This window comes from Nocardioides speluncae, assembly GCF_003121585.1.
In the GTDB taxonomy this organism is placed as follows: Bacteria; Actinomycetota; Actinomycetes; order Propionibacteriales; family Nocardioidaceae; genus Nocardioides; species Nocardioides speluncae.
This window is the reverse complement of record NZ_QEOO01000002.1, coordinates 1-26,205: the sequence shown is the minus strand read 5'-3', so window position 1 is coordinate 26,205 and position 26,205 is coordinate 1. Positions and strand designations below refer to the sequence as shown.

The 26,205-nt window shown below is 71.0% G+C and carries 25 protein-coding genes; 20 read left to right on the top strand and 5 right to left on the bottom strand.

Features of this window, described 5'->3' with window-relative positions; genetic code table 11:
- Positions 1–20: 20 nt before the first annotated feature.
- Positions 21–206 carry a 50S ribosomal protein L28 gene (gene rpmB, locus DDV73_RS01470; RefSeq protein ID WP_109505483.1) on the bottom strand — a complete coding sequence of 62 codons (186 nt, stop codon included), beginning with the start codon at positions 204–206 and terminating at the stop codon, positions 21–23.
- A gap of 226 nt (positions 207–432) precedes the next feature.
- Here rpmB and DDV73_RS01465 point away from each other — a divergent pair, with 226 nt between their 5' ends.
- The 12 genes from DDV73_RS01465 (at position 433) to DDV73_RS01410 (ending at position 12,529) form a co-directional block, all read left to right on the top strand.
- Positions 433–2,079: a DAK2 domain-containing protein gene (locus DDV73_RS01465; protein WP_109505482.1), complete on the top strand. Its 1,647-nt coding sequence runs from the start codon at positions 433–435 to the stop codon at positions 2,077–2,079.
- Positions 2,080–2,099: 20 nt separating this feature from the next.
- Complete coding sequence (locus tag DDV73_RS01460; RefSeq protein ID WP_109505481.1) at positions 2,100–4,349, top strand: ATP-dependent DNA helicase RecG; 2,250 nt, start codon at positions 2,100–2,102, stop codon at positions 4,347–4,349.
- Complete coding sequence (gene rsmD / locus DDV73_RS01455) at positions 4,346–4,948, top strand: 16S rRNA (guanine(966)-N(2))-methyltransferase RsmD (protein WP_109505480.1); 603 nt, start codon at positions 4,346–4,348, stop codon at positions 4,946–4,948. Before DDV73_RS01460 ends, rsmD begins: the two co-directional genes overlap by 4 nt.
- 2 nt (positions 4,949–4,950) lie before the next feature.
- Positions 4,951–5,439 (top strand): pantetheine-phosphate adenylyltransferase, encoded by a 489-nt coding sequence (coaD, locus tag DDV73_RS01450; RefSeq protein ID WP_109505479.1) that lies wholly within the window; start codon positions 4,951–4,953, stop codon positions 5,437–5,439.
- A 173-nt stretch (positions 5,440–5,612) separates the two neighbouring features.
- The gene (locus DDV73_RS01445) at positions 5,613–6,122 is read left to right on the top strand and encodes a YceD family protein (protein WP_240617044.1); all 510 of its coding nucleotides are present in this window, start codon (positions 5,613–5,615) and stop codon (positions 6,120–6,122) included.
- A 72-nt stretch (positions 6,123–6,194) separates the two neighbouring features.
- Positions 6,195–6,380, top strand: a complete 186-nt coding sequence (gene rpmF / locus DDV73_RS01440) for a 50S ribosomal protein L32 (protein ID WP_109505477.1) — start codon at positions 6,195–6,197, stop codon at positions 6,378–6,380.
- A gap of 19 nt (positions 6,381–6,399) precedes the next feature.
- Entirely contained in the window at positions 6,400–7,167 is a 768-nt protein-coding gene (gene rnc, locus DDV73_RS01435; RefSeq protein ID WP_206050652.1) for a ribonuclease III, read from the top strand.
- Positions 7,168–7,179: 12 nt separating this feature from the next.
- On the top strand, positions 7,180–8,031 hold the full coding sequence (gene mutM / locus DDV73_RS01430; RefSeq protein ID WP_109505476.1) for a bifunctional DNA-formamidopyrimidine glycosylase/DNA-(apurinic or apyrimidinic site) lyase: 852 nt from the start codon (positions 7,180–7,182) through the stop codon (positions 8,029–8,031).
- A gap of 112 nt (positions 8,032–8,143) precedes the next feature.
- Positions 8,144–8,344, top strand: coding sequence for a hypothetical protein (locus tag DDV73_RS01425; protein ID WP_109505475.1), 201 nt, complete (start codon positions 8,144–8,146; stop codon positions 8,342–8,344).
- Between the two features lie 137 nt (positions 8,345–8,481).
- Positions 8,482–9,987: an LVIVD repeat-containing protein gene (locus DDV73_RS01420; RefSeq protein ID WP_109505474.1), complete on the top strand. Its 1,506-nt coding sequence runs from the start codon at positions 8,482–8,484 to the stop codon at positions 9,985–9,987.
- 35 nt (positions 9,988–10,022) lie between these two features.
- Entirely contained in the window at positions 10,023–11,276 is a 1,254-nt protein-coding gene (locus DDV73_RS01415) for an MFS transporter (RefSeq protein WP_109505473.1), read from the top strand.
- A gap of 551 nt (positions 11,277–11,827) precedes the next feature.
- Positions 11,828–12,529, top strand: a complete 702-nt coding sequence (locus DDV73_RS01410) for a hypothetical protein (protein WP_154402564.1) — start codon at positions 11,828–11,830, stop codon at positions 12,527–12,529.
- Between the two features lie 15 nt (positions 12,530–12,544).
- Here the strand turns inward: DDV73_RS01410 and DDV73_RS01405 are convergent, their stop codons facing one another.
- Positions 12,545–13,384, bottom strand: coding sequence for a class I SAM-dependent methyltransferase (locus DDV73_RS01405; protein WP_161962255.1), 840 nt, complete (start codon positions 13,382–13,384; stop codon positions 12,545–12,547).
- A 191-nt stretch (positions 13,385–13,575) separates the two neighbouring features.
- On the opposite strand from DDV73_RS01405, the gene smc reads away from it, so the two are divergent.
- On the top strand, positions 13,576–17,145 hold the full coding sequence (gene smc, locus DDV73_RS01400) for a chromosome segregation protein SMC (RefSeq protein ID WP_109505470.1): 3,570 nt from the start codon (positions 13,576–13,578) through the stop codon (positions 17,143–17,145).
- A gap of 165 nt (positions 17,146–17,310) precedes the next feature.
- Here smc and DDV73_RS01395 read toward each other — a convergent pair whose 3' ends face one another.
- Positions 17,311–17,787, bottom strand: coding sequence for a GNAT family N-acetyltransferase (locus DDV73_RS01395; protein WP_109505469.1), 477 nt, complete (start codon positions 17,785–17,787; stop codon positions 17,311–17,313).
- Positions 17,788–17,810: 23 nt separating this feature from the next.
- Between DDV73_RS01395 and DDV73_RS01390 the strand changes: the two genes are divergently transcribed.
- Positions 17,811–18,278: an acyl-CoA thioesterase gene (locus DDV73_RS01390; RefSeq protein ID WP_109505468.1), complete on the top strand. Its 468-nt coding sequence runs from the start codon at positions 17,811–17,813 to the stop codon at positions 18,276–18,278.
- 57 nt (positions 18,279–18,335) lie between these two features.
- On the opposite strand, the gene DDV73_RS01385 is transcribed toward DDV73_RS01390, so the two are convergent.
- A complete protein-coding gene (locus DDV73_RS01385; RefSeq protein WP_109505467.1) occupies positions 18,336–19,409 on the bottom strand; it encodes a calcium-binding protein in 1,074 nt (357 codons plus the stop codon).
- A 131-nt stretch (positions 19,410–19,540) separates the two neighbouring features.
- Between DDV73_RS01385 and DDV73_RS01380 the strand changes: the two genes are divergently transcribed.
- Both DDV73_RS01380 and ftsY read left to right on the top strand, forming a co-directional pair.
- A complete protein-coding gene (locus DDV73_RS01380; protein WP_109505466.1) occupies positions 19,541–19,735 on the top strand; it encodes a hypothetical protein in 195 nt (64 codons plus the stop codon).
- A gap of 102 nt (positions 19,736–19,837) precedes the next feature.
- Positions 19,838–20,953 carry a signal recognition particle-docking protein FtsY gene (gene ftsY, locus DDV73_RS01375; RefSeq protein WP_109505465.1) on the top strand — a complete coding sequence of 372 codons (1,116 nt, stop codon included), beginning with the start codon at positions 19,838–19,840 and terminating at the stop codon, positions 20,951–20,953.
- Here ftsY and DDV73_RS01370 read toward each other — a convergent pair.
- Positions 20,950–21,465: an isochorismatase family protein gene (locus DDV73_RS01370; protein WP_109505464.1), complete on the bottom strand. Its 516-nt coding sequence runs from the start codon at positions 21,463–21,465 to the stop codon at positions 20,950–20,952. The two genes, ftsY and DDV73_RS01370, sit on opposite strands and share 4 nt — an antisense overlap.
- A gap of 201 nt (positions 21,466–21,666) precedes the next feature.
- Here DDV73_RS01370 and DDV73_RS01365 point away from each other — a divergent pair, with 201 nt between their 5' ends.
- The 4 genes from DDV73_RS01365 (at position 21,667) to DDV73_RS01350 (ending at position 26,093) form a co-directional block, all read left to right on the top strand.
- Positions 21,667–23,082, top strand: a complete 1,416-nt coding sequence (locus DDV73_RS01365; RefSeq protein WP_240617043.1) for an ammonium transporter — start codon at positions 21,667–21,669, stop codon at positions 23,080–23,082.
- Entirely contained in the window at positions 23,079–23,417 is a 339-nt protein-coding gene (locus tag DDV73_RS01360) for a P-II family nitrogen regulator (protein WP_109505463.1), read from the top strand. Before DDV73_RS01365 ends, DDV73_RS01360 begins: the two co-directional genes overlap by 4 nt.
- Positions 23,418–23,481: 64 nt before the next feature.
- Positions 23,482–23,820: a P-II family nitrogen regulator gene (locus tag DDV73_RS01355; RefSeq protein ID WP_109505462.1), complete on the top strand. Its 339-nt coding sequence runs from the start codon at positions 23,482–23,484 to the stop codon at positions 23,818–23,820.
- Positions 23,821–23,834: 14 nt separating this feature from the next.
- Positions 23,835–26,093 (top strand): [protein-PII] uridylyltransferase, encoded by a 2,259-nt coding sequence (locus tag DDV73_RS01350; protein WP_161962254.1) that lies wholly within the window; start codon positions 23,835–23,837, stop codon positions 26,091–26,093.
- Positions 26,094–26,205: the final 112 nt, after the last annotated feature.

The window sequence follows — 26,205 nt, the reverse complement described above, 5'->3', positions numbered from 1 at the left end:
TTCGTAGAGGTCGAGTCAGGTCAGCGGGTGACCTTGCCGGCCTTCAGGCAGCCGGTGCACACGTTGAGGCGCTTGGGCGTGCCGTTGACCTTCGCGCGGACGCGCTGGATGTTGGGGTTGAAGCGACGCTTCGTAATCTTGCGCGACCACGGACGGTTGTTGCCGAAGCCGGGCTTCTTGGCGCAGATGTCACAGACGGCAGCCACCGGGAACTCCTGGATTGATCGGGTTAGTCAGTACGAGGGCCCACCCCGTCGACAAGAGCGACAGTGAGCGGGCAACCGCACAAGAGTATCCGATGGCCTCCCGGGTGGGCGAATCGAGTGGGCTGTGCCGACGACCAGCGTCTGGTGAGTTAACTCGTCTAGTGTGTGTCCCTCCCCACCCGGCGCCGGGCGTAGCGACCTCGTCCGGCCAACGTTGAGGCAGGTCATGACAGTAGAGAAGGGCAGCACGGTGCTCCCCGCCGTTCTGCGCTTCGTGGATGTCGCCTGCGACGCGTTGGCCGAGGCGCGCGAGGAGATCGACGCGCTCAACGTGTTCCCGGTGCCGGACGGCGACACCGGCACCAACATGTTCCTGACCATGACCGCGGCGCGGGACGCACTCCAGGCCGCTGTCGACCCAGACGCGGAGGAGCCGGCCGTGCTGGCGGCGCTCGCGCGCGGCGCCTTGCTCGGCGCCCGTGGCAACTCCGGGGTGATCCTGGCGCAGATGGTGAGCGCGGTGTGCCGCCGGCTGTCCCGGGTTCCCGAGGGGGAGCGGGCCGCGGTCACCATCGCCGAGTCGATCCGCGAGGCGACCGACGCCAGCTACGCCGCGGTCGGCGTGCCCGTCGAGGGCACGATCCTGACCGTCTCCCGGGCCGCGTCGAACGCCGCGCTGGCCGTGGCCGAGGACCCGGCCAGCCAGACCGCCGACGTGTACGCCGCCGCCGCGGCCGCCGCTCGCGAGGCGCTGGCCCGCACCCCCGAACAGCTGCAGACCCTCGCCGACGCGGGCGTGGTCGACGCGGGCGGCCGTGGCCTGAGCGTGGTGTTCGACGCCGCCGAGACCGCGCTCACCGGCCGGCGCAGGGTGGCGCCGCCGAGCGTGCTCGGCAGTCGCCGAATCCCGATGCCGATGCCCACGGGCGACCTGACCGCCGAGGGCCCGGCGTACGAGGTGATGTACCTGCTCGACGCCGACGACGACGCGGTCCCCGCCCTGCGTGGCCGGCTGCTGCCGCTCGGCGACTCGCTGGTGATCGTCGGCGGCGACGGGCTCTGGAACGTCCACGTCCATGTCGACGACGTCGGCGCGGCGATCGAGGCCGGCATCGAGGCCGGCCGTCCCTACCGGGTCCGGGTCACCCACTTCGCCGAGCAGACCCAGGCCGCGCGCGAGCGGCGGTCGCGGGTGGCCGGCCGCCGAGTGGTTGCGGTGACCGCGGGGCCGGGGCTGGCCGACCTGTTCGAGAGCGCGGGTGCGGTCGTGGTCAGCGGCGGGCCGGGTCGGCGGCCGTCGGCCGGGATGCTGCTGGTGGCGATCACCGAGTGCGGCGCCGCCGAGGTCGTCGTACTCCCCAACGACCCGGACTCGGTGCGGGCCGCCGAGATCGCGGCCCGGACCGCCGAGGAGGAGAGCGAGGTACGGGTCGCGGTGATCCCGAGCCAGGCGCAGGTGCAGGGCCTGGCGGCTGTGGCCGTGCACGAGCCCGGCCGGACCTTCGACGCCGACGTGCTGGAGATGACCGCCACCGCCCGGCACGCCCGGCACGGCGCGGTAACGATCGCGGCCAAGAAGGCGATCACGATGGGCGGGCCCTGCGAGCCGGGCGACGTGCTCGGCGTGATCGCGGGTGACTTTGCGATCGTCGGCGAGGATCTGTACGACGTCGGGGTTGAGGTGATCCAGCGGCTGATCGGCGGTGGTGGCGAGCTGGTCACGATCGTCGCCGGGGCCGAGGACCGGCCCGCCAACGGCGAACGGCTGGCCGACCGCTGGGCCGCGTACGTCGAGGAGCAGCACCCGACTGTCGACGTCGTGGTGTACGACGGAGGTCAGGAGCGCTATCCACTGCTGGTGGGAGTCGAGTAGACCGGCCGAAAGGGGGCCACGTGGGGATCAGCCTGGACTCACCGATCGCAACCGTGGTCGGTGACAACAAGACCAAGCGCGACAAGATCGAGCAGAAGCTCGGCCTGCACACCGTCGGCGACCTGGTCGGCCATCACCCGCGCCGCTATCTGAAGATGGGGGAACTCACCAAGGTCGGCGACCTCGCCGTCGGCCAGCAGCTGGCCGTGGTCGGCCGGATCGTGGAGTCCGAGATCCACACCTACCAGGACCGGCGTACCGGACACCGCGCCTACCGAGTCGAGACCGTGCTGGCCACCGACGGCCCCGAGCTCAAGATGACGTTCTTCGCCAAGAAGAAGCACACCGCGGAGTGGCACGCGCGCCGGGTCCGGAGGGGCATGGAGGGCTTCTTCATGGGCCAGGTCGGCCGGTTCCGGCAGGACTGGCAGCTCACCAACCCCGACATCATCCCGTTCGGCGTCGAGTCCGAGAACGAGGACGGCGAGGTCGACCCCGCGGACGGTGCGGCGCTGGCCGGGCTGCGCGGCCTGTTCCCGATCTACCCGCTGACCGCCGGCGTCACCTCCTGGGAGCTGCAGCGAGCGGTGGCGTTCGCCCTCGACGTGGTCGACGAGGTTCCCGAGCTGCTGCCCGACGACCTCCGCAGCGAGTACCACCTGCTGCCGGTCCGCGAGGCGCTGCGCGGCGTACACACTCCGGCGAGCTTCGCCGAGGTGGAGCGGGCGCGCCGGCGGTTCCGGTTCGACGAGGCGCTGGTCACCCAGCTGGTGCTCGGCCGGCGCCGCGCCGAGCTGCGGGCCCAGGGCGCCCAGGCCCGCACCGGCGGCGACGGCTCGCTGCTCAAGGCCTTCGACGAGCGGCTGCCGTTCGAGCTGACGACCGGCCAGCGCGAGATCGGCGCCCAGATCGCCGACGACCTGGCCCAGCCGCACCCGATGCACCGGCTGCTGCAGGGCGAGGTCGGCTCCGGCAAGACCCTGGTCGCCGTGCGCGCGATGCTGCACACCGTCGACTCCGGCGGCCAGGCCGCGCTGCTCGCGCCGACCGAGGTGCTGGCCCAGCAGCACTACCGCTCGATCACCGACCTGCTCGGCGACCTGGCCGGCGGCGGCATGCTCGGCGGCGCGGCCGAGGGCACTACCGTCGCGCTGCTCACCGGCTCGATGAACAAGGGCCAGCGCAAGGAGGCGCTGCTGCGGATCGCCTCCGGCGAGGCCGGGATCGTGGTCGGCACCCACGCGCTGCTTCAAGAGCACGTCAGCTTCGCCGACCTCGGCCTGGTCGTTGTCGACGAGCAGCACCGCTTCGGCGTGGAGCAGCGGGCTGCGCTCACCGACAAGGCGGGCACCCCGCCCCACGTGCTGGTGATGACCGCGACCCCCATCCCGCGCACGGTCGCGATGACGGTCTTCGGCGACCTCGAGGTCTCCACCCTGCGCGAGCTGCCGGCCGGCCGGGCGGCGATCCAGACCAACGTGGTCCCGCTCGCCGACCAGCCGCACTGGTTCGACCGGGTCTGGCAGCGGGTGCGCGAGGAGGTCGCGAAGGGCCACCAGGTGTACGTCGTGTGCCCGCGGATCGGCGGCGACGAGGCCGAGCCGGGCCAGGTGGACCAGGTCGACGTCGACGACGAGGGCAACCAGCTCGCGACGGGGACGCTGTCCTCGGTCGAGGCCGTGGCCGCCCAGCTCGCCGAGGGCCCGCTCAGCGGGCTCCGGCTGGAGACCCTGCACGGCCGGCTGGCGCCCGACGAGAAGGACCGCGCGATGCGGGCGTTCGCGGCCGGCCGGGTCGACGTACTCATCGCCACCACGGTGATCGAGGTCGGCGTCGACGTCGCCAACGCCACGATGATGGTGCTGCTCGACGCCGACCGGTTCGGCGTCTCCCAGCTCCACCAGCTGCGCGGCCGGGTCGGCCGGGGCGGCCTGCCCGGACTGTGCCTGCTGGTCACCGGCGCACCGGCCGAGGGGCCCGCGCGGGAGCGGCTGACGGCGGTGGCGGCGACCACCGACGGCTTCGAGCTCTCCCGGGTCGACCTCGAGCAGCGGCGCGAGGGCGACGTGCTCGGCGCCTCCCAGTCCGGCTACCGGTCGAGCCTGCAGAACCTAAGAGTTCTCCGTGATGAGGAGCTGATCCAGGAGGCCCGACGTGCGGCGGAGACGCTTCTGACGCAAGATGGGTCCTTGGCTCGGGCTCCACTGCTCGCTCGGGCCGTCCAGGAGATGGAAGACTCTCGGGAGTCCGAGTTCATGGAGAAGTCATGACCCGCATCATCGGCGGGTCCGCGGGGGGCAGGCGGATCAACGCACCCCGCGGGTCCAATACCCGGCCCACCACGGACCGGGTGCGCGAGGCGCTGTTCTCCGCGATCGAGTCGTGGTGTGGCTCGCTGTCCGGGCTCCGCTTCCTGGACCTGTACGCCGGCAGCGGCGCGGTCGGACTGGAGGCCAGGTCCCGCGGCGCCGGTGTGGTCACCTTCGTCGAGCAGGACCGCCGGACCGCCGCGCTGATTGGCCAGAACGCCAAGACCCTGTCGATGAACCACGTCGAGGTGCTGACCAGCTCGGTCGTCGCCGCGCTCGCGCGGACCCCGGTGGCGCCGTACGACGTGGCGTTCCTGGACCCGCCGTACCCGATGCCGGGCGCGGAGGTCGCCGAGACTCTCCGGCTGCTGGTCGAGCACGACTGGCTGGTCCCCGGCGCCCTGGTCGTCGTCGAGCGATCGGTCCGGACCTCGGCGCCCGACTGGCCCTGCGGCCTCGCCGCGGAGAAGGAGCGGACCTACGGCGAGACCGTGCTTTGGTACGGTCACGCCGCCGGCTGCGATGCCGACCCCGATGCCGAGCCTGACTCTGAGGAGTGACTGTGCGCAGAGCCGTGTGTCCCGGATCGTTCGACCCGGTCACCAATGGCCACATCGACATCGTGTCGCGGGCCTCGCAGCTGTTCGACGAGGTGATCGTCGCGGTCGGGGTGAACAAGTCGAAGAACCGGCTGTTCTCGCCCGAGGAGCGGATCGAGATGCTCCGCACCGCCTGCGAGGAGTTCCCCAACGTCCAGGTCGACGGCTTCACCGGCCTGCTCACGACGTTCTGCCAGGAGCGCGACGTCTCGGCGATCGTGAAGGGGCTGCGCGCGTTCAGCGACTTCGACTACGAGCTGCAGATGGCGCAGATGAACTCCAAGCTCGCCGGCGTCGAGACCCTGTTCATGCCCACCAGCCCGGGCTACTCCTACGTGGCGTCCAGCCTGGTCAAGGAGGTCGCCACGTTCGGCGGCGACGTCAGCGGGCTGGTGCCCGGCTTCGTCCTCGACCGGTTGACGGCCAAGCTCGCCGGACCGCGAACGGAGTGAGCCTGGTCCGGCGAAACAGGGGAGGCAGCCCGCCGAAGGCGGCCCGCGCCGGTCGGCCGAAGGCCTGTGGGTTTTGCTGCGGGTCTCGCGGCCGGATAAGATGCTCGCCGATCTGTTTGGTCTAGACATTGGTGTGAACGCGCTTGCGTAAGTTGGACCCGAGAGCGCCGCTCGTGCTCGACACTCGCGAGCTCGGCCGCCGCCCGGGGTCCCAGCGCGAAGTGTCTCGCTCAGTGCCTGCGCCGCCAGATCTTGGCATCGAAGTTCTCTCCGTCCCGGAAGGGGCGCCGGTTGAGCTGGATCTCCGGCTCGAAGCGGTCATGGAGGGCGTCCTCGTCACGGGTACGGCGCAAGCCGGGCTCGCCGGCGAGTGTGCGCGGTGCCTGGATCCGATCGAGGACGATATCGTCGCTCGGTTCCAGGAGCTGTTCGTCTACGACGACAGCGAGGCCGACGAAGAGGACGAAGGTGTCAGCCGGTTGGAGGGAGACATGGTCGACCTCGAACCACTGCTGCGAGACGCGGTGGTGCTTGCGCTGCCGTTCCAGCCTCTGTGCGAGGAGGACTGTCCCGGGCTGTGCACCGAGTGCGGTGCGCGGCTGAAGGACGATCCGGACCACACACATGGGGCGCCGATCGACCCGAGATGGGCCGGGCTCGCCGCACTGCAGGACGAAGACTGAGCGTCGGTCACCTCGACCGACGGAGAACGAGTGCCCGGTCGCCCGGCCGGCACGGCTTAGAGGAGAGAAGAAGTGGCTGTCCCGAAGCGGAAGATGTCGCGCAGCAACACGCGTCACCGTCGTTCGCAGTGGAAGGCTGTCGCCCCGACCCTGGTGACCTGCGCCAACCCTGCCTGCGAGGCCAAGCACCTCCCGCACCGTGCGTGCGGCACCTGCGGCCAGTACGGCGCGAAGGCTGACCGGCGCCAGGTTCTGTGAGCCTGACGCCATCGCGATCTTGACGGAGCTCTCCGAGCCTGACAGCGGTCTACCCGACCGCTACCCCGCTCTGCGCACGGCGCTGGGCGACCCCGAACTCGACCCCGGGTTGTTGGAGCGCGCCCTGACCCATCGCTCCTACGCCTACGAGAACGGTGGGCTGCCCACCAACGAGCGGCTGGAGTTCCTCGGCGACTCGGTGCTCGGTGTGGTGGTGACCGAGACGCTCTACCTCAACCACCCGGACCTCTCCGAGGGCCGGCTGGCGAAGCTGCGCGCGGCGGTGGTCAACGCCCGCGCGCTGGCCGAGGTGGCACGGGCGATCGGCCTGGGGGAGCACATCAAGCTCGGTCGCGGTGAGGAGTCGACCGGCGGCCGCAACAAGGCCTCGATCCTCTCCGACACCGTCGAGGCCGTGATCGGCGCCGTACACCTCTCCGGTGGCTTCGTGGTCGCCACCGAGGTCGTGCACCGGCTGTTCGACCCGATGATGGAGGCCGCCGCCCGGCTCGGTGCCGGCCTGGACTGGAAGACCTCCCTCCAGGAGCTCTCCGCCGAGCACGCGCTGGGCGTCCCCGAGTACGTCATCGAGGACGACGGCCCCGACCACATGAAGACCTTCACCGCCCAGGTCCGGGTCGGCAAGACCCTCTATGGGCACGGCATCGGCCGGTCCAAGAAGGAAGCCGAGCAGCAGGCCGCCGAGACGGCGTACGGCGAGATCGCCGCCACCGTTGCCAAGCGGGACCTCGCCAAGCAGGCCGGCGCCACCCCCGACCCGAGCTGACCCACTCTCAACGTGCCCGAGCTGCCTGAGGTCGAGGTCGTCCGCGCCGGCCTGGAGCGCCACGTCGTCGGCGCCACGATCAGCAAGGTCGACGTACTCCATCCACGCCCGGTACGCCGCGACCCGCGCGGCGCCTCCGGCTTCGCCGCGGCCCTGACCGGCCGCCGCATCGACGCCGCTCACCGCCGCGGCAAGTACTTCTGGCTCGCCCTCGACAACGGGGACGCCCTCCTCGGTCACCTCGGCATGAGCGGCCAGATGCTGATCCAGCCGCCCGGGGCGCCCGACGAGCGGCATCTGCGGGTCAGGTTCACCCTGCCCGGCTCGCCTGTCGAGCTCCGTTTCGTCGACCAGCGCATGTTCGGCGGGCTGCTGGTCTCCACCGGCGGCGCCGGGCTGCCGACGGAGATCGCGCACATCGCCCGCGACCCGATCGACCCAGAGTTCGACGACGCCGAGTTCAGCCGGCGGGTGCGCCGGCGTACCGCCGGGGTGAAGCGGCTGCTGCTCGACCAGGGCCTGATCTCTGGCGTCGGCAACATCTACGCCGACGAGGCGCTGTGGCGGGCAAAGGTGCACGGCGACCGGCCGGGGGAGCGGCTCACCGCAGGCCAGGTCGGGACGCTGCTCGCGGAGGTGCGGACGGTGCTGACCGAGGCGCTCGGCCAGGGCGGAACGTCGTTCGACGCGCTCTACGTCAACGTCAACGGGGAGAGCGGATACTTCGACCGGTCACTGAACGCCTACGGCCGCGAGGGCGAGGCCTGCCGGCGCTGCGGCACGCCGATCCGGCGGATCGCGTTCATGAACCGTTCGTCGTACTTCTGCCCGCGCTGCCAGCCTGTACCGCGGGTCCGGAGCTAGCCGCAACTGAAATTGACCGAGTCAGAATTGACCGCGGCCGAAGTTGGTGCAACTCTGGAAGACGGCCCGGTTCAACGGGTCCTGACACTCAACCCCCTTCGGAGGCTAATTCATGGCCAAGGCGCTGATCGGCTACATGAACAGCGACCTGCGGACCCCCGCCCGACTCACAGCCGAGAATCGTCGGCTGCGAGAGCGCGTGGTCGAGCTCGAGACTTTGGTCCTGCGACTGCAGGAGGAGAACGACGCGCTTTCCGCGCCGCTCCACATCGACCTCGAAACGCCAGCGATGCAGGAGATGCAGCCGGCCTGACGGGCCGGACCATCATCTCGGGACAGTGGCGCCTGGGTGCGCCCGCCCGTTCTTTGGCGACCCCTGGGCTCGTCGCAGCCGACCTGACTCGCCGGCGCATGGCGTGACCCAGCGACCTGGGTTGTCGTTGGTCATGCGTGCGACCCATCTTCTCTGCTGCGACTGCGGCCCTGCTGCTTGGTGCATCGGCGTGCTTAGCGACCGCCCCCTCGGCGTACGCCGGCGACCCCGGCCCGCGTGCCGCCGCACCTGACCAGGCGGGACTACCGCTCCTGCCGCTGCGGACCAGCGCGAAGGTCGCCCACCTCTCATCCCATCCATCCCAGGTCGGGATCGCGGGCTGCTTCCTGCCGACCGCGCCGCTGTTCGTGGCCTCGGGCGTCGAGTCGATCCGCGTGTACGACGTGCGGGACGGCACCGCGCCCCGGCTCACGGGCGTGCTGCCCAGCCTGCAGTTCGAGAACGAGGCGATGAACTGCGGCGAGCGGGTGACCTCGAAGGGCGTGCGGCGGTTCGCGCTGGTCGGCCTGGACCCGCTCTACGTCAACCCGTTCGACATCCAGCACGTCAGCGTGTCCGGTAACGAGCTACTGGTCGTCGAGGTCACCAGGCCGTCCGCGCCGAAGGTGGTCTCTCGGATCAGGTCGACGACCAGCACACACACCGTGGCTTGCATCAATAGGAAGAGGTGCGACTTCGTCTACTCGGCGGGCAACGACGGTAAGTTCTCGGTCTTCGACCTGCGCAACCTCGCCCGGCCGCGCGAGGTCGACAGCAACCCGCGGCGGGCCGGCGTACAACCGTTCGCGTCACCCACCGCCGGGCACAAGTGGAACTTCGACGCGGCCGGGATCGGCACCCACACCGGGTTCGGCGGCAGCTCCATGTGGTCGCTGCGCGACCCCGCTCGGCCGCGGCTGATCACCACGACCGGCGTCGCCGGCAAGGGCACAGACCCTCGCTACCCTGGCTGGAACGACTTCATTCACCACAACTCCTTCCGGCCCAACGCGCACCGGTTCCGTCCTGGGGCCCGTCCATCGTTCGCCAACGGCAACGTGCTGATGGTGACCGAGGAGGACTACGTCGAGACCGACTGTGCCAAGGCAGGCAGCTTCCAGACCTGGTGGGTCAAGCGACTCGACGGCACCAAGAACGCCATCGTCCCGCTCGACAAGGTCGAGCTCGCCGACCTCGGCAACTACCCGCTGCCGAACGGTGCGTTCTGCTCGGCGCACTGGTTCGACTGGCACCCGACCGGAATCGTCGCGGCCGGCTTCTACGCCGGCGGCACCCAGCTGCTCGACGTCCGCAACCCACGCGACATCAAGGCCTACGGTCACGCGTGGGGCGGGGTGTCGCAGGTGTGGGACGCGATGTGGCTGCCGAGGTACGACGCCCGCGGCCGGCAGACCGGCGCCAAGACCAACGTCGTCTACTCGATCGACCTGGTCCGCGGGCTCGACGTGCTCGCGGTCGACGTCCCCGGCGATGGCCGGGGCGCGGTGCCGCCGTCCGGCATGACCTCGTCCCGATCGGACTCGGACCTGGCGGCGGCGGCCCCCGCGGGGATCGTCGGCGGCGCGATGCTGCTCGCCGTTGCGATTCAGCGCGCCCGCTCGCGGCGTACAAAAACGACCTGACCGCCGGCGGGTACGGCGGGTAGCGTCGCTCACTTGTGAGCCGTCTCGTCGAAACCGTCGTCCCCGCCCGCCTCGGCACCAGTTATCGGTGGCTGCTGGCGTCGTCGTGGGTGAGCAACATCGGCGACGGCATTGCGCTCGCCGCCGGCCCGCTGCTGGTGGCCTCGCAGACCCGCGATCCGATGCTGGTGGCGCTGGCCGCCCTCCTGCAGCGACTGCCCTGGCTGCTGTTCGGCCTGTACGCCGGAGCGCTCGCCGATCGCCTCGACCGGCGGCTGATGGTGATCGTCGCCAACCTGATCCGCGCCGGCGTGCTCGGCGTACTCGTCGCCACGATCGCCAGCGGCCACGTGAACGTCGCGGTTGTGCTGGTCGCGATGTTCGCGATCGGTACGGCGGAGGTCTTCGCCGACACCACCTCGAGCACGCTGATGCCGATGCTGGTCGACAAGCGCGACCTCGGCATCGCCAACGCCCGGAACATGGCGGGCTTCCTGACCATGAACCAGATGGCCGGCCCGCCGCTGGGCGCGTTCCTGTTCGCGGCCGGGATGGCTTGGCCGTTCGTGGCCCAGGTGATCACGGTGCTGCTCGCGGTGGTCCTGGTTGCGCAGGTCGTGACCACGAAAGGCGCGGTGCGGTCGGTCGACACCCATGTCCGGCAGGACATCGTCGACGGGCTGCGCTGGCTGATGCGCCATCCGCCGGTGCGCACGCTGGCGTTGGTGATCGTCACCTTCAACGTCACCTGGGGCGCGGCCTGGTCGGTGCTGGTCCTGTACTCGCTGGACCGGCTGCACATGGGCGAGGTCGGCTTCGGCCTGCTCACCTCGGCCGCAGCCGTGGGCGGGCTGATCAGCACGCTCAGTTATGGCTGGCTCGAACGGCGGATCCCGCTCGCCGCGCTGATGCGCATCTGCCTGCTGCTGGAGGTCGTGATGCACCTGGCGTTCGCGCTGACCACCGTGGGCTGGCTGGCGATCCTGATCATGTTCGTGTTCGGCCTGTACGCCTTCGTGTGGGGCACGCTCTCCAGCGCCATCCGGCAGCGCGCCGTACCGACCGAGTTCCAGGGCCGGGTCGGCAGTGTGTACATGGTCGGCGTCTTCGGCGGCATCGTTGTCGGGCAGGCGCTGGGCGGCGTACTCGCCGACGTCTGGGGCCTGACCGCGCCGTTCTGGTTCGCGTTCGTCGGCTCCGGCATCACCCTCGCCCTGGTCTGGCGCCAGCTCGGCCACATCGCCCACGCCGACGAACAGAACACCGACCCGGCCGGTGTTGACGTGTGAGGGCGCTGACCCGGCCGGTGTTGACGTGTGAGGGCGCTGACCCGGCCGGTGTTGACGTGTGAGGACGCTGACCCGGCCGGTGTTGACGTGTGAGGGCGCTGACCCGGCCGGTGTTGACGTGTGAGGGCGCTGATCCGGCCGGTGTTGACGTGTGAGGACGCTGATCCGGCCGGTGTTGACGTGTGAGGACGCCGATCCGGCCGGTGTTGACGTGTGAGGACGCTGACCCGGCCGGTGTTGACGTGTGAGGGCGCTGACCCGGCCGGTGTTGACGTGTGAGGACGCCGACCCGGCCAGTGTTGGCATCGCCGCCGCGAAGACGGGCCGGGTCGGCGTCGTACGGCGTGAAGGCGGGCCGGGTCGGCGTCGTACGGCGTGAAGACGGGCAGGGTCGGCGTCGTACGGCGTGAAGACGAGCCGGGTCGGCGTCGTATGGCGTGAAGACGGGGCGGGTCGGCGTCGTACGGCGTGAAGACGGGGCGGGTCGGCGTCGTATGGCGTGAAGACGGGGCGGGTCGGGGGAGGGTGGACTGGTCCCTATGCTGTCGGCCATGCGCCGAGCGTCGATCGTTGCCGTCCTGACCACCGTTCTTCTGGCCACCGCTGCTTGCGGATCCGGTTCCGACGACTCGGAAGCCGACGATGGCGACCGGTCGGACTCCAGCAGTTCGGCGGGAAGCGACCCCACGGCGTCGGGTGACGAGGAGAGCGAGGCGACAGACGGGGAGTCGCCGAGCGAGTCGGGCGGGCCGACCGGGTCGACGGACCCGACCGAGCCGACTGAGTCCAGCGAGTCGGATGAGCCGGCCGGCAACCACGATCCGGCGAAGCCGACCGTGGCCACGGCCAAGCAGGTGCCGTCGAAGGTGTGCAGCCTGCTGACGGCTCAGGATCTCGCTGCGTCCGGGTTCGGCACGGTCCAGGGGACCCAGCCGATGCCCGACAGCGGCTGTGCCGCGGAGGCTGCGAGCGGCAAGTTCGAAGGGCTGGTCTACGGGGTTCCTCCGAAGGAGGGCGACGGCCGGGCGCCGACCGGTCCGATGAAGATCGAGGTGTACGACGTCAACGGCAACACCGCCGTCTGGGGCTGCTACGCCGAGGCGGGCACCTGCACCGCCGAGATCGCCATCGGCGCCGGTCGCTGGGCCGTGGTGCACGTGGCCACCGAGAACCTCGCCTCCCAGAAGGCGCAGACGGTCAAGGTCGCGAGGAAGCTCGTCGAGCGGGTCTTCAACCGGCTGCCGAACGCCTGAGCGCGAGCGCGCCGGCTACGGCCGGGCGACGGTGTAGTGGACGTCGGTCCACCAACGGATCACCCCGTCGCGCTGCAGCCGCTGCTCCAGGATCGGGTCCACGCGAGCCTGTGCCGCCGCCAGCAGGTCGCGCGACTCCAGCATCTCCAGGACGTAGCGCATGCCCTGCGACCACATCCAGCGCCAGTACTGGTCGCTGTCGGTGAACTCGATGGTGATCCGGTGCGTCTCGGTGCGATGGTCGCCGAGGCCGTTCGCCTCGAGGAAACCGGCCATCGCTTCCGGACCGGCGAAGGGTCCCTGCCGCGGCGTGCCGCGCGGGGCCCTCTGGTCGGCGGGCAGGTCGGCGTCGATGGCGTCGTACACCTCGGTCCAGGACTTGTCGGCGTCGCCGAACCAGCTGAACGCCAGCCGGCCGCTGCCGCTCAGCACGTCGCGGTAGCGGCGTACCGCGTCGTCGAGCCCGGGCAGGAAGAACAGCACCAGGCTGCCCAGGACCAGGTCCCACGGCCCGTCCGGCGGATCCTCCGCGTCGCGGACCTCGGCGGTCAGCCACGGCAGCTCGCCGCCGCGGCTGCGGAGAGAGGCCACCATGCCGGGCGCCAGGTCGGTGGCGAGTACGGCGCCCGCGGGGCCGACCGCACGGGCGGCGGGCAGCGCGGACGCGCCGCGGCCGCTGCCGAGGTCGAGCACCCGTTCGCCGGGCTGCGGGCCCGCGGTCGCGACCAGCCGCTCGCCGATCACGGCGAAGAAGTCGACGCCGATCTGGTCGTACGTCGCGGCCGCACGGTCGAAGACTCCGGCGATGCCGGCCTTGCGGTCCTCGGCGGTCGGCTCGGCTGTCGGTTCGGTCACGAGGCCCAGCCTGCCCTATCGTGCTATGTCGTGCCGTAGATAGTCGGGGTCCCCAAAACGGGCGGCTTCCCCTTGTAGGGTGAGGCTCACTGAGCTTCCCCGCGCGGTCGTTTGAAAGATGTCCCGTTCAGTTGCAGCACCGAATGTTGGCTGGGTCGAGCCAGGTCACGAAGATCAGGGGAGCCACACCGTTGTACCTCAAGAGCCTGACGCTCAAGGGCTTCAAGTCGTTCGCGTCGTCGACGACCCTGCAGCTCGAGCCCGGCATCACCTGCATCGTCGGCCCCAACGGCTCCGGCAAGTCCAATGTCGTGGACGCCCTCGCCTGGGTGATGGGTGAGCAGGGAGCCAAGTCACTGCGCGGCGGCAAGATGGAGGACGTCATCTTCGCCGGTACGGCGGGACGCCCGCCGCTGGGCCGCGCCGAGGTACAGCTGACCATCGACAACACCGACGGCGCGCTGCCGATCGAGTACGCCGAGGTCACGATCAGCCGGACCATGTTCCGCAACGGCGGCTCCGAGTACGCCATCAACGGAAACAACTGCCGGCTGCTCGATGTCCAGGAGCTGTTGAGCGACAGTGGTATCGGCCGGGAGATGCACGTGATCGTCGGCCAGGGCCAGCTCGACTCGATCCTGCACGCGACTCCAGAGGACCGGCGTGGCTTCATCGAGGAGGCCGCCGGCGTCCTCAAGCACCGCAAGCGCAAGGAGAAGGCGCTCCGCAAGCTCGACTCCACCGAGGGCAACCTGACCCGGCTCGCCGACCTGCTCACCGAGATCCGGCGCCAGCTCAAGCCGCTCGGCCGCCAGGCCGAGGTGGCCCGGAAGGCGGCGGCGGTGCAGGCCGACGTCCGTGACGCCCGGGCCCGGCTGCTCGCCGACGACCTGGTCACCGCGCAGACCGCGCTGGAGCAGGAGATGGCCGACGAGACGCTGCTGGTGCAGCGGCGTACCGCCGTCGAGGCCGAGATCGCAGCGGCCCGGGAAGCCGAGGCGGCACTCGAGGCGGCGCTGCGCGAGGACCTGCCGGCGCTGGCGAAGGCCCAGGACACCTGGTTCGCGCTGTCCGGGCTGCGCGAGCGGCTGCGCGGCACCCAGTCGCTGGCGGCCGAGCGGATCCGCAACGCGGCGAGCAGTGCCGACGTACCGGAGGCGCAGGGCGGCCGCGACCCCGACCAGCTCGAGGCCGAGGCCGAGCGGATGCGGGTCCAGGAGCAGCAGATCGGCGCCGAGGTGGACACCAACCGGGTCGGCCTGGACGACGCCATCGCCGCCCGCAAGGCAGCCGAGGACGCTGCCGCGGAGGAGGAGCGCCGGGTGGCCGGCCGGCAGCGCGCCGCCGCCGACCGGCGCGAGGGCCTGGCCCGGCTGCACGGCCAGGTCAACGCGCTCAAATCCCGCGCGGCCGCGGCGGACGACGAGGTTGGCCGGCTCGGGCTGGCGCGTGAGGACGCGACCGCTCGCGCCGAGCGCTCGCAGCGCGACTTCACCGCCCTGGAGACCAAGATCGCCGGCCTGGACGCGGGCGAAGAGGGCCTGGACGCCGAGCACGAAGGCGCCGTCGGCACGCTCGCCGACATCGAGGAGCGGCTGGCCAAGGTCCAGGACGAGGCGCAGCAGGCTGACCGCGACCGCGGCGCGCTCGCGGCCCGCAAGGACGCGCTTGAGATGGGCCTGAACCGCAAGGACGCCGCGGGCGCCCTTCTCGCCGCCACCGACCGGGTGTCCGGGCTGCTCGGCTCGGTCGCCGCGCTGCTGTCGGTGCGCTCGGGCTACGAAGCAGCGGTGGCGGCCGCCCTCGGCTCCGCCGCCGACGCCGTCGCGGTCACCGACGCCGAGTCCGCGCTCAACGCGATCGCCTATCTCAAGGACGATGACCTCGGTCGCGCCGGCATGCTGCTCGCCGGACCCGACGCCGCCGATCGGGACTGGCCCGGCCTGCCCGGCTCCGCGGCGTACGCCGTGGACGTGGTGGAGTGCCCGGCGCAGCTCACCGGCGCGCTGGCCCGGCTGCTGTTCAAGGTCGCCGTGGTCGACGACCTGGCCGCTGCCCGGAGCCTGGTCGCCGACCTGCCCGACGTCGTCGCGGTCACCCGCGAGGGCGACCTGCTCGGCGCGCACTTCTCGTCCGGCGGCTCGTCCGCGCAGCCGAGCCTGATCGAGGTGCAGGCCGCCGTCGACGAGGCGACCGCCAAGCTCGCCGAGGCGACGGCAGCGGGGGAGCGGCTCGCCTTCGAGACGTCCAAGCTGGAGGCGGAGCGGCTGGAGGCACAGAAGCGCGCCGACGTGGCCCTCGCCAAGCTGCACGAGTCCGACGCGACGCTCGCGGCGGTGGCCGAGGAGCTCGGTCAGTACGGCGCCCAGGCGCGCGCCGCGCGCGGTGAGGCGGAGCGGCTGGCCAAGGCGATCCAGACCGCCGAGGAGGCGCGCGACAAGGACCTTGCCGGCCTTGCCGATCTGGAGGCGCGGCTTGCCAGCGCCGAGGAGGCGCCGGAGGAGGAGCCCGACACCTCGGTCCGCGAGGAGCTGGTCGAGGCGGCCAGGGCCTCCCGGCAGGCGGAGATGGACGCGCGGCTGGCGCTGCGCACCTCCGAGGAGCGGGCACGCGCCCTGCACGGCCGGGCCGACAGCCTGCTGCGGGCGGCGCGCACCGAGCGCGAGGCGCGGGCCCGCGCGGCGGAGCGCCGCGAGCGGCTGGTGCGCGAGGGCAGGGCAGCCGAGGCGGTCGGCGTCGGGGTACGCGCCGTACTCGAGAAGCTGGAGCAGTCGGTCACCAAGGCGGCCGCCGCGCGGTCGGAGATCGAGGCATCCCGCCAGGAGCGGGAGCAGGCGCTGCTGACCTGCCGCGCCAAGCTGCGCGACCTCGGCCGCGAGCACGACGAGCTGGTCAACACCGTCCACCGCGACGAGATGGCCCGCACCCAGCAGAAGATGCGGATCGAGCAGCTCGAGGAGCGCGCGCTCGAGGAGCTCGGGCTGGACCCCGACGGCCTGGTCACCGACTACGGCCCGGAGACGCTGGTGCCGCTAGCCCAGTTCATGGGGCCAGGCGAGGTCCCCGAGGGCGAGGAGACGCCGGAGCCGGTCGTGTTCGTCCGCGAGGAGCAGCAGAAGCGGCTGCGCTCAGCCGAGCGGGCGCTGGCGATGCTCGGCCGGGTGAACCCGCTCGCGCTGGAGGAGTTCTCGGCGATGGAGGAACGACACAAGTTCCTCACCGAGCAGCTGGAGGACCTGAAGAAGACCCGCAAGGACCTGCTCGACATCGTCCGCGAGGTCGACCAGCGGGTGGAGCAGGTGTTCACCGAGGCATGGGAGGACGTGAAAGTCGCGTTCGAGCACGTCTTCGCCCGGCTGTTCCCGGGTGGCGAGGGCCGGCTGATCCTGACCGACCCGTCCGACATGCTCGTGACCGGTGTCGAGGTCGAGGCCCGGCCGCCGGGCAAGAAGGTCAAGCGGCTCTCGCTGCTGTCCGGCGGCGAGCGGTCGCTGGTGGCGGTGGCGTTCCTGGTGGCGCTGTTCAAGGCGCGGCCATCGCCGTTCTACATCCTCGACGAGGTCGAGGCCGCGCTCGACGACACCAACCTCGGCCGGCTGCTGCAGATCTACGAGGAGCTGCGCGAGAACTCGCAGCTGATCGTGATCACCCACCAGAAGCGGACCATGGAGGTTGGTGACTCGCTGTACGGCGTGACCATGCGCGGCGACGGCGTCTCCGCGGTGATCAGCCAGCGGCTGCGCGAGGCCCAGTCGGCCTAGGGCGTCTCTCTCAAGTCCGCGCCTGCTGCACGGACTTTCGGACTCGATCTGGCTGCGTTGGCGTCGCTCGACGGGCCAACCGGCCCGCCTTCGCGCCGCCGCCTTGCCAGATCGGCCCGAAAGCCCGCTCGCGACGGCGCCGACTTGAGAGAGACGCCCTGACCGTCACAGCGTCTGGTTCAGCATCATCGGGTCGTGGGTGAAGCCGGCCCGTCGGTAGGCGTTCTCGGCCTTGCTGTTGACGTGCACCGTGACGTGCTCGGCGTCCGCGAGCCGGGCCAGGCTCACCAGCTGGTCGATCAGCCGCCCGCCGACGCCGGTGTTCCGGTGGTCGGCGGCCACGAACACGGCCTGCACGTCGGCCGACCTCCTGTTGGTGGTCAGCGCACCCGGCACCCGGGCGGTGAGCGCGACGAAGCCGTACGCGACCACCGTGCCCTCCTGGTCGAGGCCGACCACGCACCGGTGGCTGGCCTCGTGCGTCGCCCACCACCGCACGAAGCTCTCGACGAAGCTGCCGCGGGACGAGGTCGGTTCGGGGCCGTCCTCGAACGCGGACTCCCACCGGAGCGAGGCGACCTGTCGCACCTGCTCGGGCGTGGGGCGGGCCAGTCGGATCGCGGGGCTCGGCGCATCGGACACGTGGACACACTAGGGTCCGAGCTGTGCCGCACGACACCCACCCGGACCGCCCATCCCGCCCGACCCGGGCCGACTTCGTCGCCTGGCGGCAGGTCACCACCCGGTGGCGCGACGACGACGCCTACGGCCACCTCAACAACGCGACGTACTACGAGCTGTTCGACACCGCCGTGAACGCGCACCTCTACGAGGCGACCGGCCTCGACATCAGGGCGCTGCCGCAGATCGGCATCGTCGCAGAGACGTCGTGCCGCTACTTCCGCGAGCTCGGCTTCCCCGCTCCGATCGACACCGGCCTGGTCGTCGACAAGGTCGGCCGCTCCTCGGTGGTCTACCGGATCGGGCTCTTCCAGGGACCGTCCGACGAGGCGGCGGCAGAGGGCCGCTTCGTGCACGTGTACGTCGACAACACCGACCCCGCGCGCCCCGCCGTACCGATGCCGGACGCGATCCGCGCCGCCGTCGAGCCGCTGCTGACCCGACCGATCTAGCTCCGCACGACGATCCTGATCGTGCCGGCGCCACTGGTGAACGGTTCGTAGGTCTCGCTACGTGTCCGGATTGTTGTTGACGACTCGCAGATAGTCGTCACGCTGGAACCGGGTGACCTTCCCAGCCGCGTCCCGCACTCTGATCTCGATGTTCAGTTTCGTGTCGGGAAAGCCCTGTGGCACCGGAATCCACGCTTCCCAAACGTCGTCGCGGTGGCTCTGCGGAGGTGCGTCGTCGTAGAACTCAGATTCGAGTTCCACGGAGTCGGTGTAAAGCCTCACGCTGGGGGGATAGCCGAGAGGGGAAAATGTCGTGTCGTCGGCAAAGCGCGCGTGGATCGTGAAGGCACCGTCTGACTCCGACACATCGATCTGCCAGGCCACCGGATCGACCCACCTGATGCGCGGAGGCGCGAAGTCGAACGTGCAGCTGCTGCGCCGTTCTCCATCCGGCCCGAAGTCCTCGAAGTCGCAGGTGTCCCTTCCGGGACCACCGATCAGGCGATCGTTGCCCCGCCCGCCCGCGAGCGTGTCGTCGCCGACGCCACCGATGAGCCCGTCCTCGTCGCGGTCACCGTGCAGCCGGTCGTTCCCTGGGCCCCCATGCACGTAGTCGCCTCCCCAGCCGCCACGAACGACATCGCTCCCGCGTTGGCCGAACAGCCGATCATCATTTCCGTCGCCGTGAATCCGGTCCCTGCCGTCACCACCGAAGATGCGATCGGCGCCTGCACCGCCGTACAGCACGTCTGCTCCGGATCCGCCGTCGATGGTGTCGTTGCCTCGCCCGCCGTAGATGCGGTCCGGACCTCCGCGACCGCAGATGACGTCGTCGCCCGCGGTTCCGAATAGACGGTCCGCGCCGGGGGTGCCGACGATGGTGCACGGCTGGCCGTTCCACGCCCGCGGCGGAGCCGCGGCGGTAGAGGCGCTGAGTGTTGTGAGCAGAGCAACCAAGGTAGCGACCAGGACGGTCAGAGGTGTGCGCACGGGCACCTTCCGTTGGCGTGAGGGACAGAGGACAGCCGGCATCATGACATGCGTGGACGCCGCCACGGTCTTCATGTGTACGTCGACAACACCGACCCCGCGCCCCGTCGTATCGATGCCGGACGCGATCGGCGCCGCCATCGAGCCGCTGCGACGCGCTTGAGCCGGGTGGCATGCGGGCGAAATCGCCGGTTTATGGGAGGCTGGCCGTCGGCCGTCGAACCCTCCCGACCAGACAGCTACCGCATCACAAGCTCAGGAGTCCCTCACCAGTGCTGGCCCTCGTCATCACCATGTTCATCATCGTCCTACTCGCGGGCGTCGTCGTCGTGTACGTCGCGTTCCCCCACCGTGGCGAGGATCTCCCGGGCGCGCGCTGGCTCGGCAAGCTGGCGCGGCGCAGCGTCACCGCTCTCCCTGTCGAGCGCAACGAGACCAAGCGGCCGGACGGCGAGCTGTTCGGCTGACCGTCGGACGCGAGCGAAGCGAGCGTGTCAGGCGGAACAAGCGATGAGCCCGCCGGAGGCGGCCCGCGTTGTTCGGGGCGAAGCCCGTGATTGGATTGCGCCATGGGTGAATGGCTCTTCTTGATCATCGGCATCGCCGTCGTCGGCGCGCTCGCGCTCGTCGGGCTGCTGGCCAGCGGCCGGCGCCGGAAGGTCGAGCCGCGGGGCGGTACCGACGTCATCGCGCCGCCGGAGACCACGGAGGCACCTGCCGAGGCGGAAGCCCCGGCCGAGGCCGAAGCACCAGAGCTCGAGACGCCCGAGAGTACGGCGAGCCGGCTGGTCCGGCTGCGGCAGCGGCTGTCCCGCTCGCAGGGCGCGCTCGGGAAGGGGCTGCTGGCCCTGCTGTCCCGCGAGCGCCTCGACGAGGACACCTGGGAGTCCATCGAGGACACCCTGCTCACCGCGGACATCGGCGTCGGCCCGACCCAGGAGCTGGTCGAGAAGCTGCGTACCCGGCTGCGGGTCGAGGGCGCCGAGTCGGCCTCGCCACGCGACGTACTCCGTGAGGAGCTGGTGGCGCTTGTCGACCCGACCATGGACCGGCGGCTCGCGGTCACCGGCGCCGACGGCAAGCCGGGCGTGCTGCTGGTGGTCGGCGTCAACGGCGCCGGCAAGACCACCACGGTCGGCAAGATCTCCCGGATCCTGGTGGCCGACGAGCGCAAGGTGGTGCTCGGCGCGGCCGACACCTTCCGCGCGGCCGCGGTCGAGCAGCTGGCGACCTGGGGCGAGCGGGTCGGCGTCGACGTCGTACGGCGCCCCGAGGGCACCGATCCGGCGAGCGTCGCGTTCGACGCGGTCAAGGAGGGCGTCGACACCGGCGCCGACACGGTCGTGATCGACACCGCCGGCCGCCTCCAGAACAAGGCCGGCCTGATGGACGAGCTCGGCAAGGTCAAGCGGGTCATCGAGAAGCAGGCGCCGGTCACCGAGGTGCTGCTCGTCCTGGACGCGACGACCGGTCAGAACGGCATGATCCAGGCCCGCGTCTTCTCCGAGGTCGTCGACGTGTCCGGCATCGTGCTGACCAAGCTCGACGGCTCGGCCAAGGGCGGCATCGTGGTCGCCGTGCAGCGCGAACTCGGCGTACCGGTCAAGCTGGTCGGCCTCGGCGAGGGCGCCGACGACCTGGCGCCCTTCGACCCCGAGGCCTTCGTCGACGCGCTGCTCGGCTAGCCGGACAGGTCGATCTCGCCGCTGGTGGTGACAGTGCCGAGCCGGGGGAAGTTCAGGCGCACCGCGGCGTCGTGCTCGTCGGCGGTGAAGGCGGTCATCGCGTCCTCGACGAAGACCAGCTCGTAGCCGAGGTCCGCCGCCCAGCGTGCGGTCGACTCCACGCCGAGGTTGGTCGCGATCCCGGCCATCACCAGGTTAACGACCCCCCGCTCCCGCAGCGCCTCGTCGAGGCCGGTGTTGTGGAAGGCCCCGATCGTGCCCTTGACGATCTGGACGTCGCCGTCCTCGGCCACACCGGGGGCGAAGCCGCTCCCGGGCGGCTGCTCGGCCACGTTCGGCCGGTCGACGCGGACCGCGACGACGGGCGCCCCCGCCGTACGGAACCGGGCGGCGAGGTCGAGCGAGGTGGTCAGCACCTGGGCGCCGGCGTACGGCGCGAGCGGCAGCTCGATCAGCCGCGGCATCAGGTCGATCAGGACGAGCGCCGTACTGGCGGCGGGAAGGGTGGTCACGTTCGAAACCTACCCGCGTCGTGTGAGCCGAAGTTCACGCCGACGTAACAAACGGCGGGAACTCGTTTCATGACTGCAACAACCGGATCCGTAGGTCGAAACCTCGGCCGGTGAGGGTTTCACCATCTGGCGGGGGCTGGCTCGACATCGTCGTCGACGCGTGCCCTCGCCCCGCTTTCATGTGTGACTCCTGGAGGTCCCGTGTACGACGGCTACTACACCTGGATGCTGGTGTCAGCGTCGCTCGTCCTGTTGATGACAGCGCCTGGCCTGGCTCTCTTCTACGGCGGCATGAGCCGGTCGAAGTCCGTCCTGAACATGATGATGATGTCGTTCAGCGCCTTGGCCGTGGTCGGCATCGTCTATGTGCTCTGGGGCTGGAACATGTCCTACGGCGACTCGTATGCCGACGCCAATGGCGGCACCGGCAAGGAGATCGCCGGCCTGTTCGCCAACCCGTTCCACAACTTCGGGATCAGCGACCTCGACCCCGCCAACTACGTCTTCGTCGCCTTCCAGCTGACCTTCGCGGTGATCACCGCGGCCCTGATCAGCGGCGCGATCGCCGACCGCGTGAAGTTCTCCGCGTGGCTGGTCTTCCTGCCGCTGTGGGTCACGCTGTCCTACTTCCCGCTCGCGCACATGGTCTGGGGCGGCGGCTACCTCACCTGGGCCGACGCGGACGGCCTCGCCGGCCAGCTCTTCGGCTCGACCGACGGCGTGCTCAACGTGGCGCCGATCGACTACGCCGGCGGCACCGTCGTACACATCAACGCCGGCATCGCCGGCCTGGTCCTGGTGCTGCTGATCGGCAAGCGGCTGGGCTTCGGCAAGGAGCCGATGAAGCCGCACAACCTCACCCTGACCATGATCGGCGCCGGGCTGCTGTGGGTCGGCTGGTACGGCTTCAACGTGGGCTCGCTCGTCTTCGGCAGCACCGAGGAAGAGGAGATGCTCGCGCAGTACACCACCGAGACCGGCCTGGTCTGGGTGAACACCACCGTCGCCGCCTGCGCCGCGATCCTCGGCTGGCTGCTGATCGAGAAGATCCGTGACGGCAAGGGCACCTCGCTGGGTGCCGCGTCCGGCGTCGTCGCCGGCCTGGTGGCCGTGACCCCGGCGTGTGGCGCGCTGACGCCGGTCGGCTCGATCATCCTCGGCATCGTGGCTGGTGTGCTCTGCTCGCTCGCGGTCGGCCTCAAGTACCGCTTCGGGTACGACGACTCGCTCGACGTCGTCGGCGTGCACCTGGTCGGCGGTCTGGTCGGCACCATCGGCATCGGCTTCCTGGCCGCGCCGACCGCTGCCACCTCCGCGATCCCGGAGGGCCTGCTGTACGGCGGCGGCTGGAAGCTGCTGGCCCTGCAGGTCGTCTGCGCACTGTTCGCGATGGCCTGGTCGGCCGTGGCGACGCTGGTGATCGGCCTGGCGATCAAGTACACGCTCGGCTGGCGGATCGACGACGAGGCCGAGGTTGACGGCATCGACTTCGCCGAGCACGGCGAGACGGCGTACGACCTCAGCTCGGCCGCCGGCTCCCGCCGGGGCGCCTCGTCGGTCCTGGTCAAGAAGCCGGTCGCCGCGGAGGCCGAGGCCACCGAGGAGGTCAACGCATGAAGCTGATCACCGCGGTCATCAAGCCGCACAAGTGGGAAGAGGTCCGCGAGGCCCTGGAGACCTTCGGCGTGACCGGGATGACGGTCAGCGAGGTCAGCGGCTACGGCCGGCAGAAGGGCCACACCGAGGTCTACCGCGGCGCGGAGTACGACATCGCGCTGGTGCCCAAGATCCGGATCGAGATCGTGGTCGACGACGGCGACGCTGACGACATCGTCGGCATCATCGTCAAGGCCGCGCAGACCGGCCGGATCGGCGACGGCAAGGTGTGGGTCAGCGGTATCGACACCGTGGTGCGTGTCCGTACCGGCGACCGCGACGAGGCAGCGATCTAGAGTCGTCCGTGCCAGCGTGCGCTATGTCGCACGCTGGCACGGACGACTCGGTTAGGAAGTGCAGATGAAGCTCGTCACCGCGGTGGTCAAGCCGCACAAGTGGGAGGACGTCCGGTCCGCGCTCGAGACCGTGGGCGTCACCGGGATGACGGTCAGCGAGGTCAGCGGCTACGGCCGGCAGAAGGGCCACACCGAGGTCTACCGTGGTGCGGAGTACGACGTCGCGCTGGTGCCCAAGATCCGGGTCGAGATTGTGGTCGACGACGCCGACGTCGAGCAGGTCGTGGAGACCGTCGTGAACGCCGCCCAGACCGGTCGGATCGGCGACGGCAAGGTGTGGGTGAGCGACATCGCGACCGTCGTCCGGGTCCGCACCGGCGACCGCGACCAGGCCGCGATCTAGGCGCTGCAACTGACGTGACCGCGATCGAGCGGGCCGAGCGCGCGGCTGCGGCCGATGCGCTCTGCTCCGCGGCGTACGCCGACTGCGGCGGGCCCGACACCGGGGTCGCGCTGGTCGCGGTCGGCGGCTACGGCCGCGCCGAGCTGGCGCCGTACTCGGACCTCGACGTGGTGCTGGTCCACGACGACGGCGTCGACCTCGGCGCGCTGGCGGAGAAGATCTGGTACCCGCTCTGGGACGCCCGCGCCAACATCGACCACTCGGTGCGCTCGGTGTCGGAGATGGTCGATGCCGCCGGGGGAGACCTGCGGGTCGCCCTCGGGCTGCTCGACCTGCGCCACCTCGCCGGCGACCCCAACCTCACCCTGCGGGTGCGGACCACGATGCTCGCCGGGTGGCGGCGCAGTGCCCGGGCCCGGTTGCCGGACCTGCACAAGATGGTCGAGACCCGGCACGAGCTGATGGGCGAGCTGGCGCACACCTCGGTGCCGGACCTGAAAGAGGCCGCGGGCGGGCTGCGGGACGCGACCGTGCTGAAGGCGCTGGTCGCGACCTGGCTGGTCGACGTGTCTCATGTCGAGCTGGAGCGCTGCCGGCAGTCGCTGCTCGACATCCGCGACGTCCTGCACACCTACGCCGGCCGCGCCGCCGACCGGATCGCCCCGGAGGCGTGGGAGGACCTGGCGCCGCTGCTCGATCTCGAGGACGCGGCCGCGGTGCAGGTGCACGTGCGCGAGCTGGGCCGCCGGATCACCCACCTGTCCCGGCTGACCTGGCGCCGGGTGCAGGCGGTCCTGGAGCGGCCGCCGAAGGTGAGTGGGGTACGCCGGCCGAGCCTGACGCCCGTCGGTCGCGGGATCGCGCTGGCGTCGAGCGAGATCGTGCTGGACACGCGGGCGCGTCCTGCCGACGACCCGCTGCTGCTGCTCCGTGCCGCCGCGGCGGCGGCCGAGCGGGACGTCGTACTGGCTCCCGCGACCGCGGCCCGGCTGGTACGGGAGTGCGCGCCGCTGCCCGAGCCGTGGCCCGCGGAGGCGCGCCGGCTGCTGGTGCTACTGCTCGCGTCCGGCAGCGGTTTGCTGCCGGTGTGGGAGACGCTCGACGAGACCGGCGCGCTGGACCTGATCTTGCCGGAGTGGGAGCGGATCCGGCTGCTGCCGCATGCCTCGGCGATCCACCGCTTCACCGTCGACCGGCACGTCGTGGAGACCTGCATCGAGGCGTCGGCACTGATCCGCAACGTCGCTCGTCCCGACGTACTGCTGGTCGCCGCGCTGCTGCACGACATCGGCAAGGGCGGGCTGACCGAGCACAGCGTCGCCGGCGAGCCGATCGCGCGGACGGTGGCGACCCGGATGGGCTTCCCGCCCGACGAGGCGGAGCTGATCGCCACGCTGGTGCGCTGGCACCTGATGCTCTCGGAGACCGCCACCACCCGCGACCCGGACGACCCGGCGACGGTCGCCCTGGTCGCGTCGAAGCTCGGTACGCCGGAGGCGCTGTCGCTGCTGGCGTCGCTGACAGAGGCCGACGCCAAGGCGGCATCGGCGAAGGCGTGGTCGACCTGGCGGGCCGGTCTGGTCCGGCAGCTGTCCCGGCGTACTCTCGCGGCGCTGGTCGCGACCGCCGCCGGCACCTCCGCGCCCCGGATCGTAGAGGCCGAGCTCCCGGTGCCGGCCGAGGTGCGGGCGGATCCCGCAGCTGTCTCGATCACCGTCGAGCCGAACGCCGACGGCGCCCGGGTGACCCTGGTCTCCGGCGACCGGGTCGGCCTGCTCGCGGATGCGGCGGCGATGTTCGCGATCCAGCGGACGTCGGTGCTGGCGGCGCGGGCCTGGGTGCAGGAGCGGTACGGCGTCTCGGTCTGGGACGTCGCCGACGACGGCCTCGACCCGGCCGTGCTCCGGCAGCGGCTGGCAGCGATCGTCGACGGCCGGCTGGACGCCGGCGAGCGGCTCTCCCGCCCGCAGCCCGCACGGCTCGAGCCGTCGGTCGTCGTCCGGCCGGAGGCGTCGCAGACCGCGACCGTGCTGGAGGTACGGATGGACGACCGCCCCGGCGTCGTACACCTGGTCTGCGCGGCACTCGCCCGGCTCGACATCTCCGTCCGCTCGGCCCACGTCTCGACACTCGGCCCGCAGGCGGTCGACGTGTTCTACATGCAGGAGACCGGCGCCGGAGCCCTGTCCGACGAACGCGCCGCCGCCGCTGCCCACGGCGTCCGCGAGGCCCTCTCCCGCACCGTCACCCTGCCGTCGCGGCACCGGGCGTAGGGCTGGGCAGTTTCACAAGGTGGGTCACATCGGTGAGTGCAACATCCTGCTCCTGATGGGTGTGTCGCATGGCTGGTCCGGTGTTCTCGTGGCGGATGGTGCCGTCTGTGTT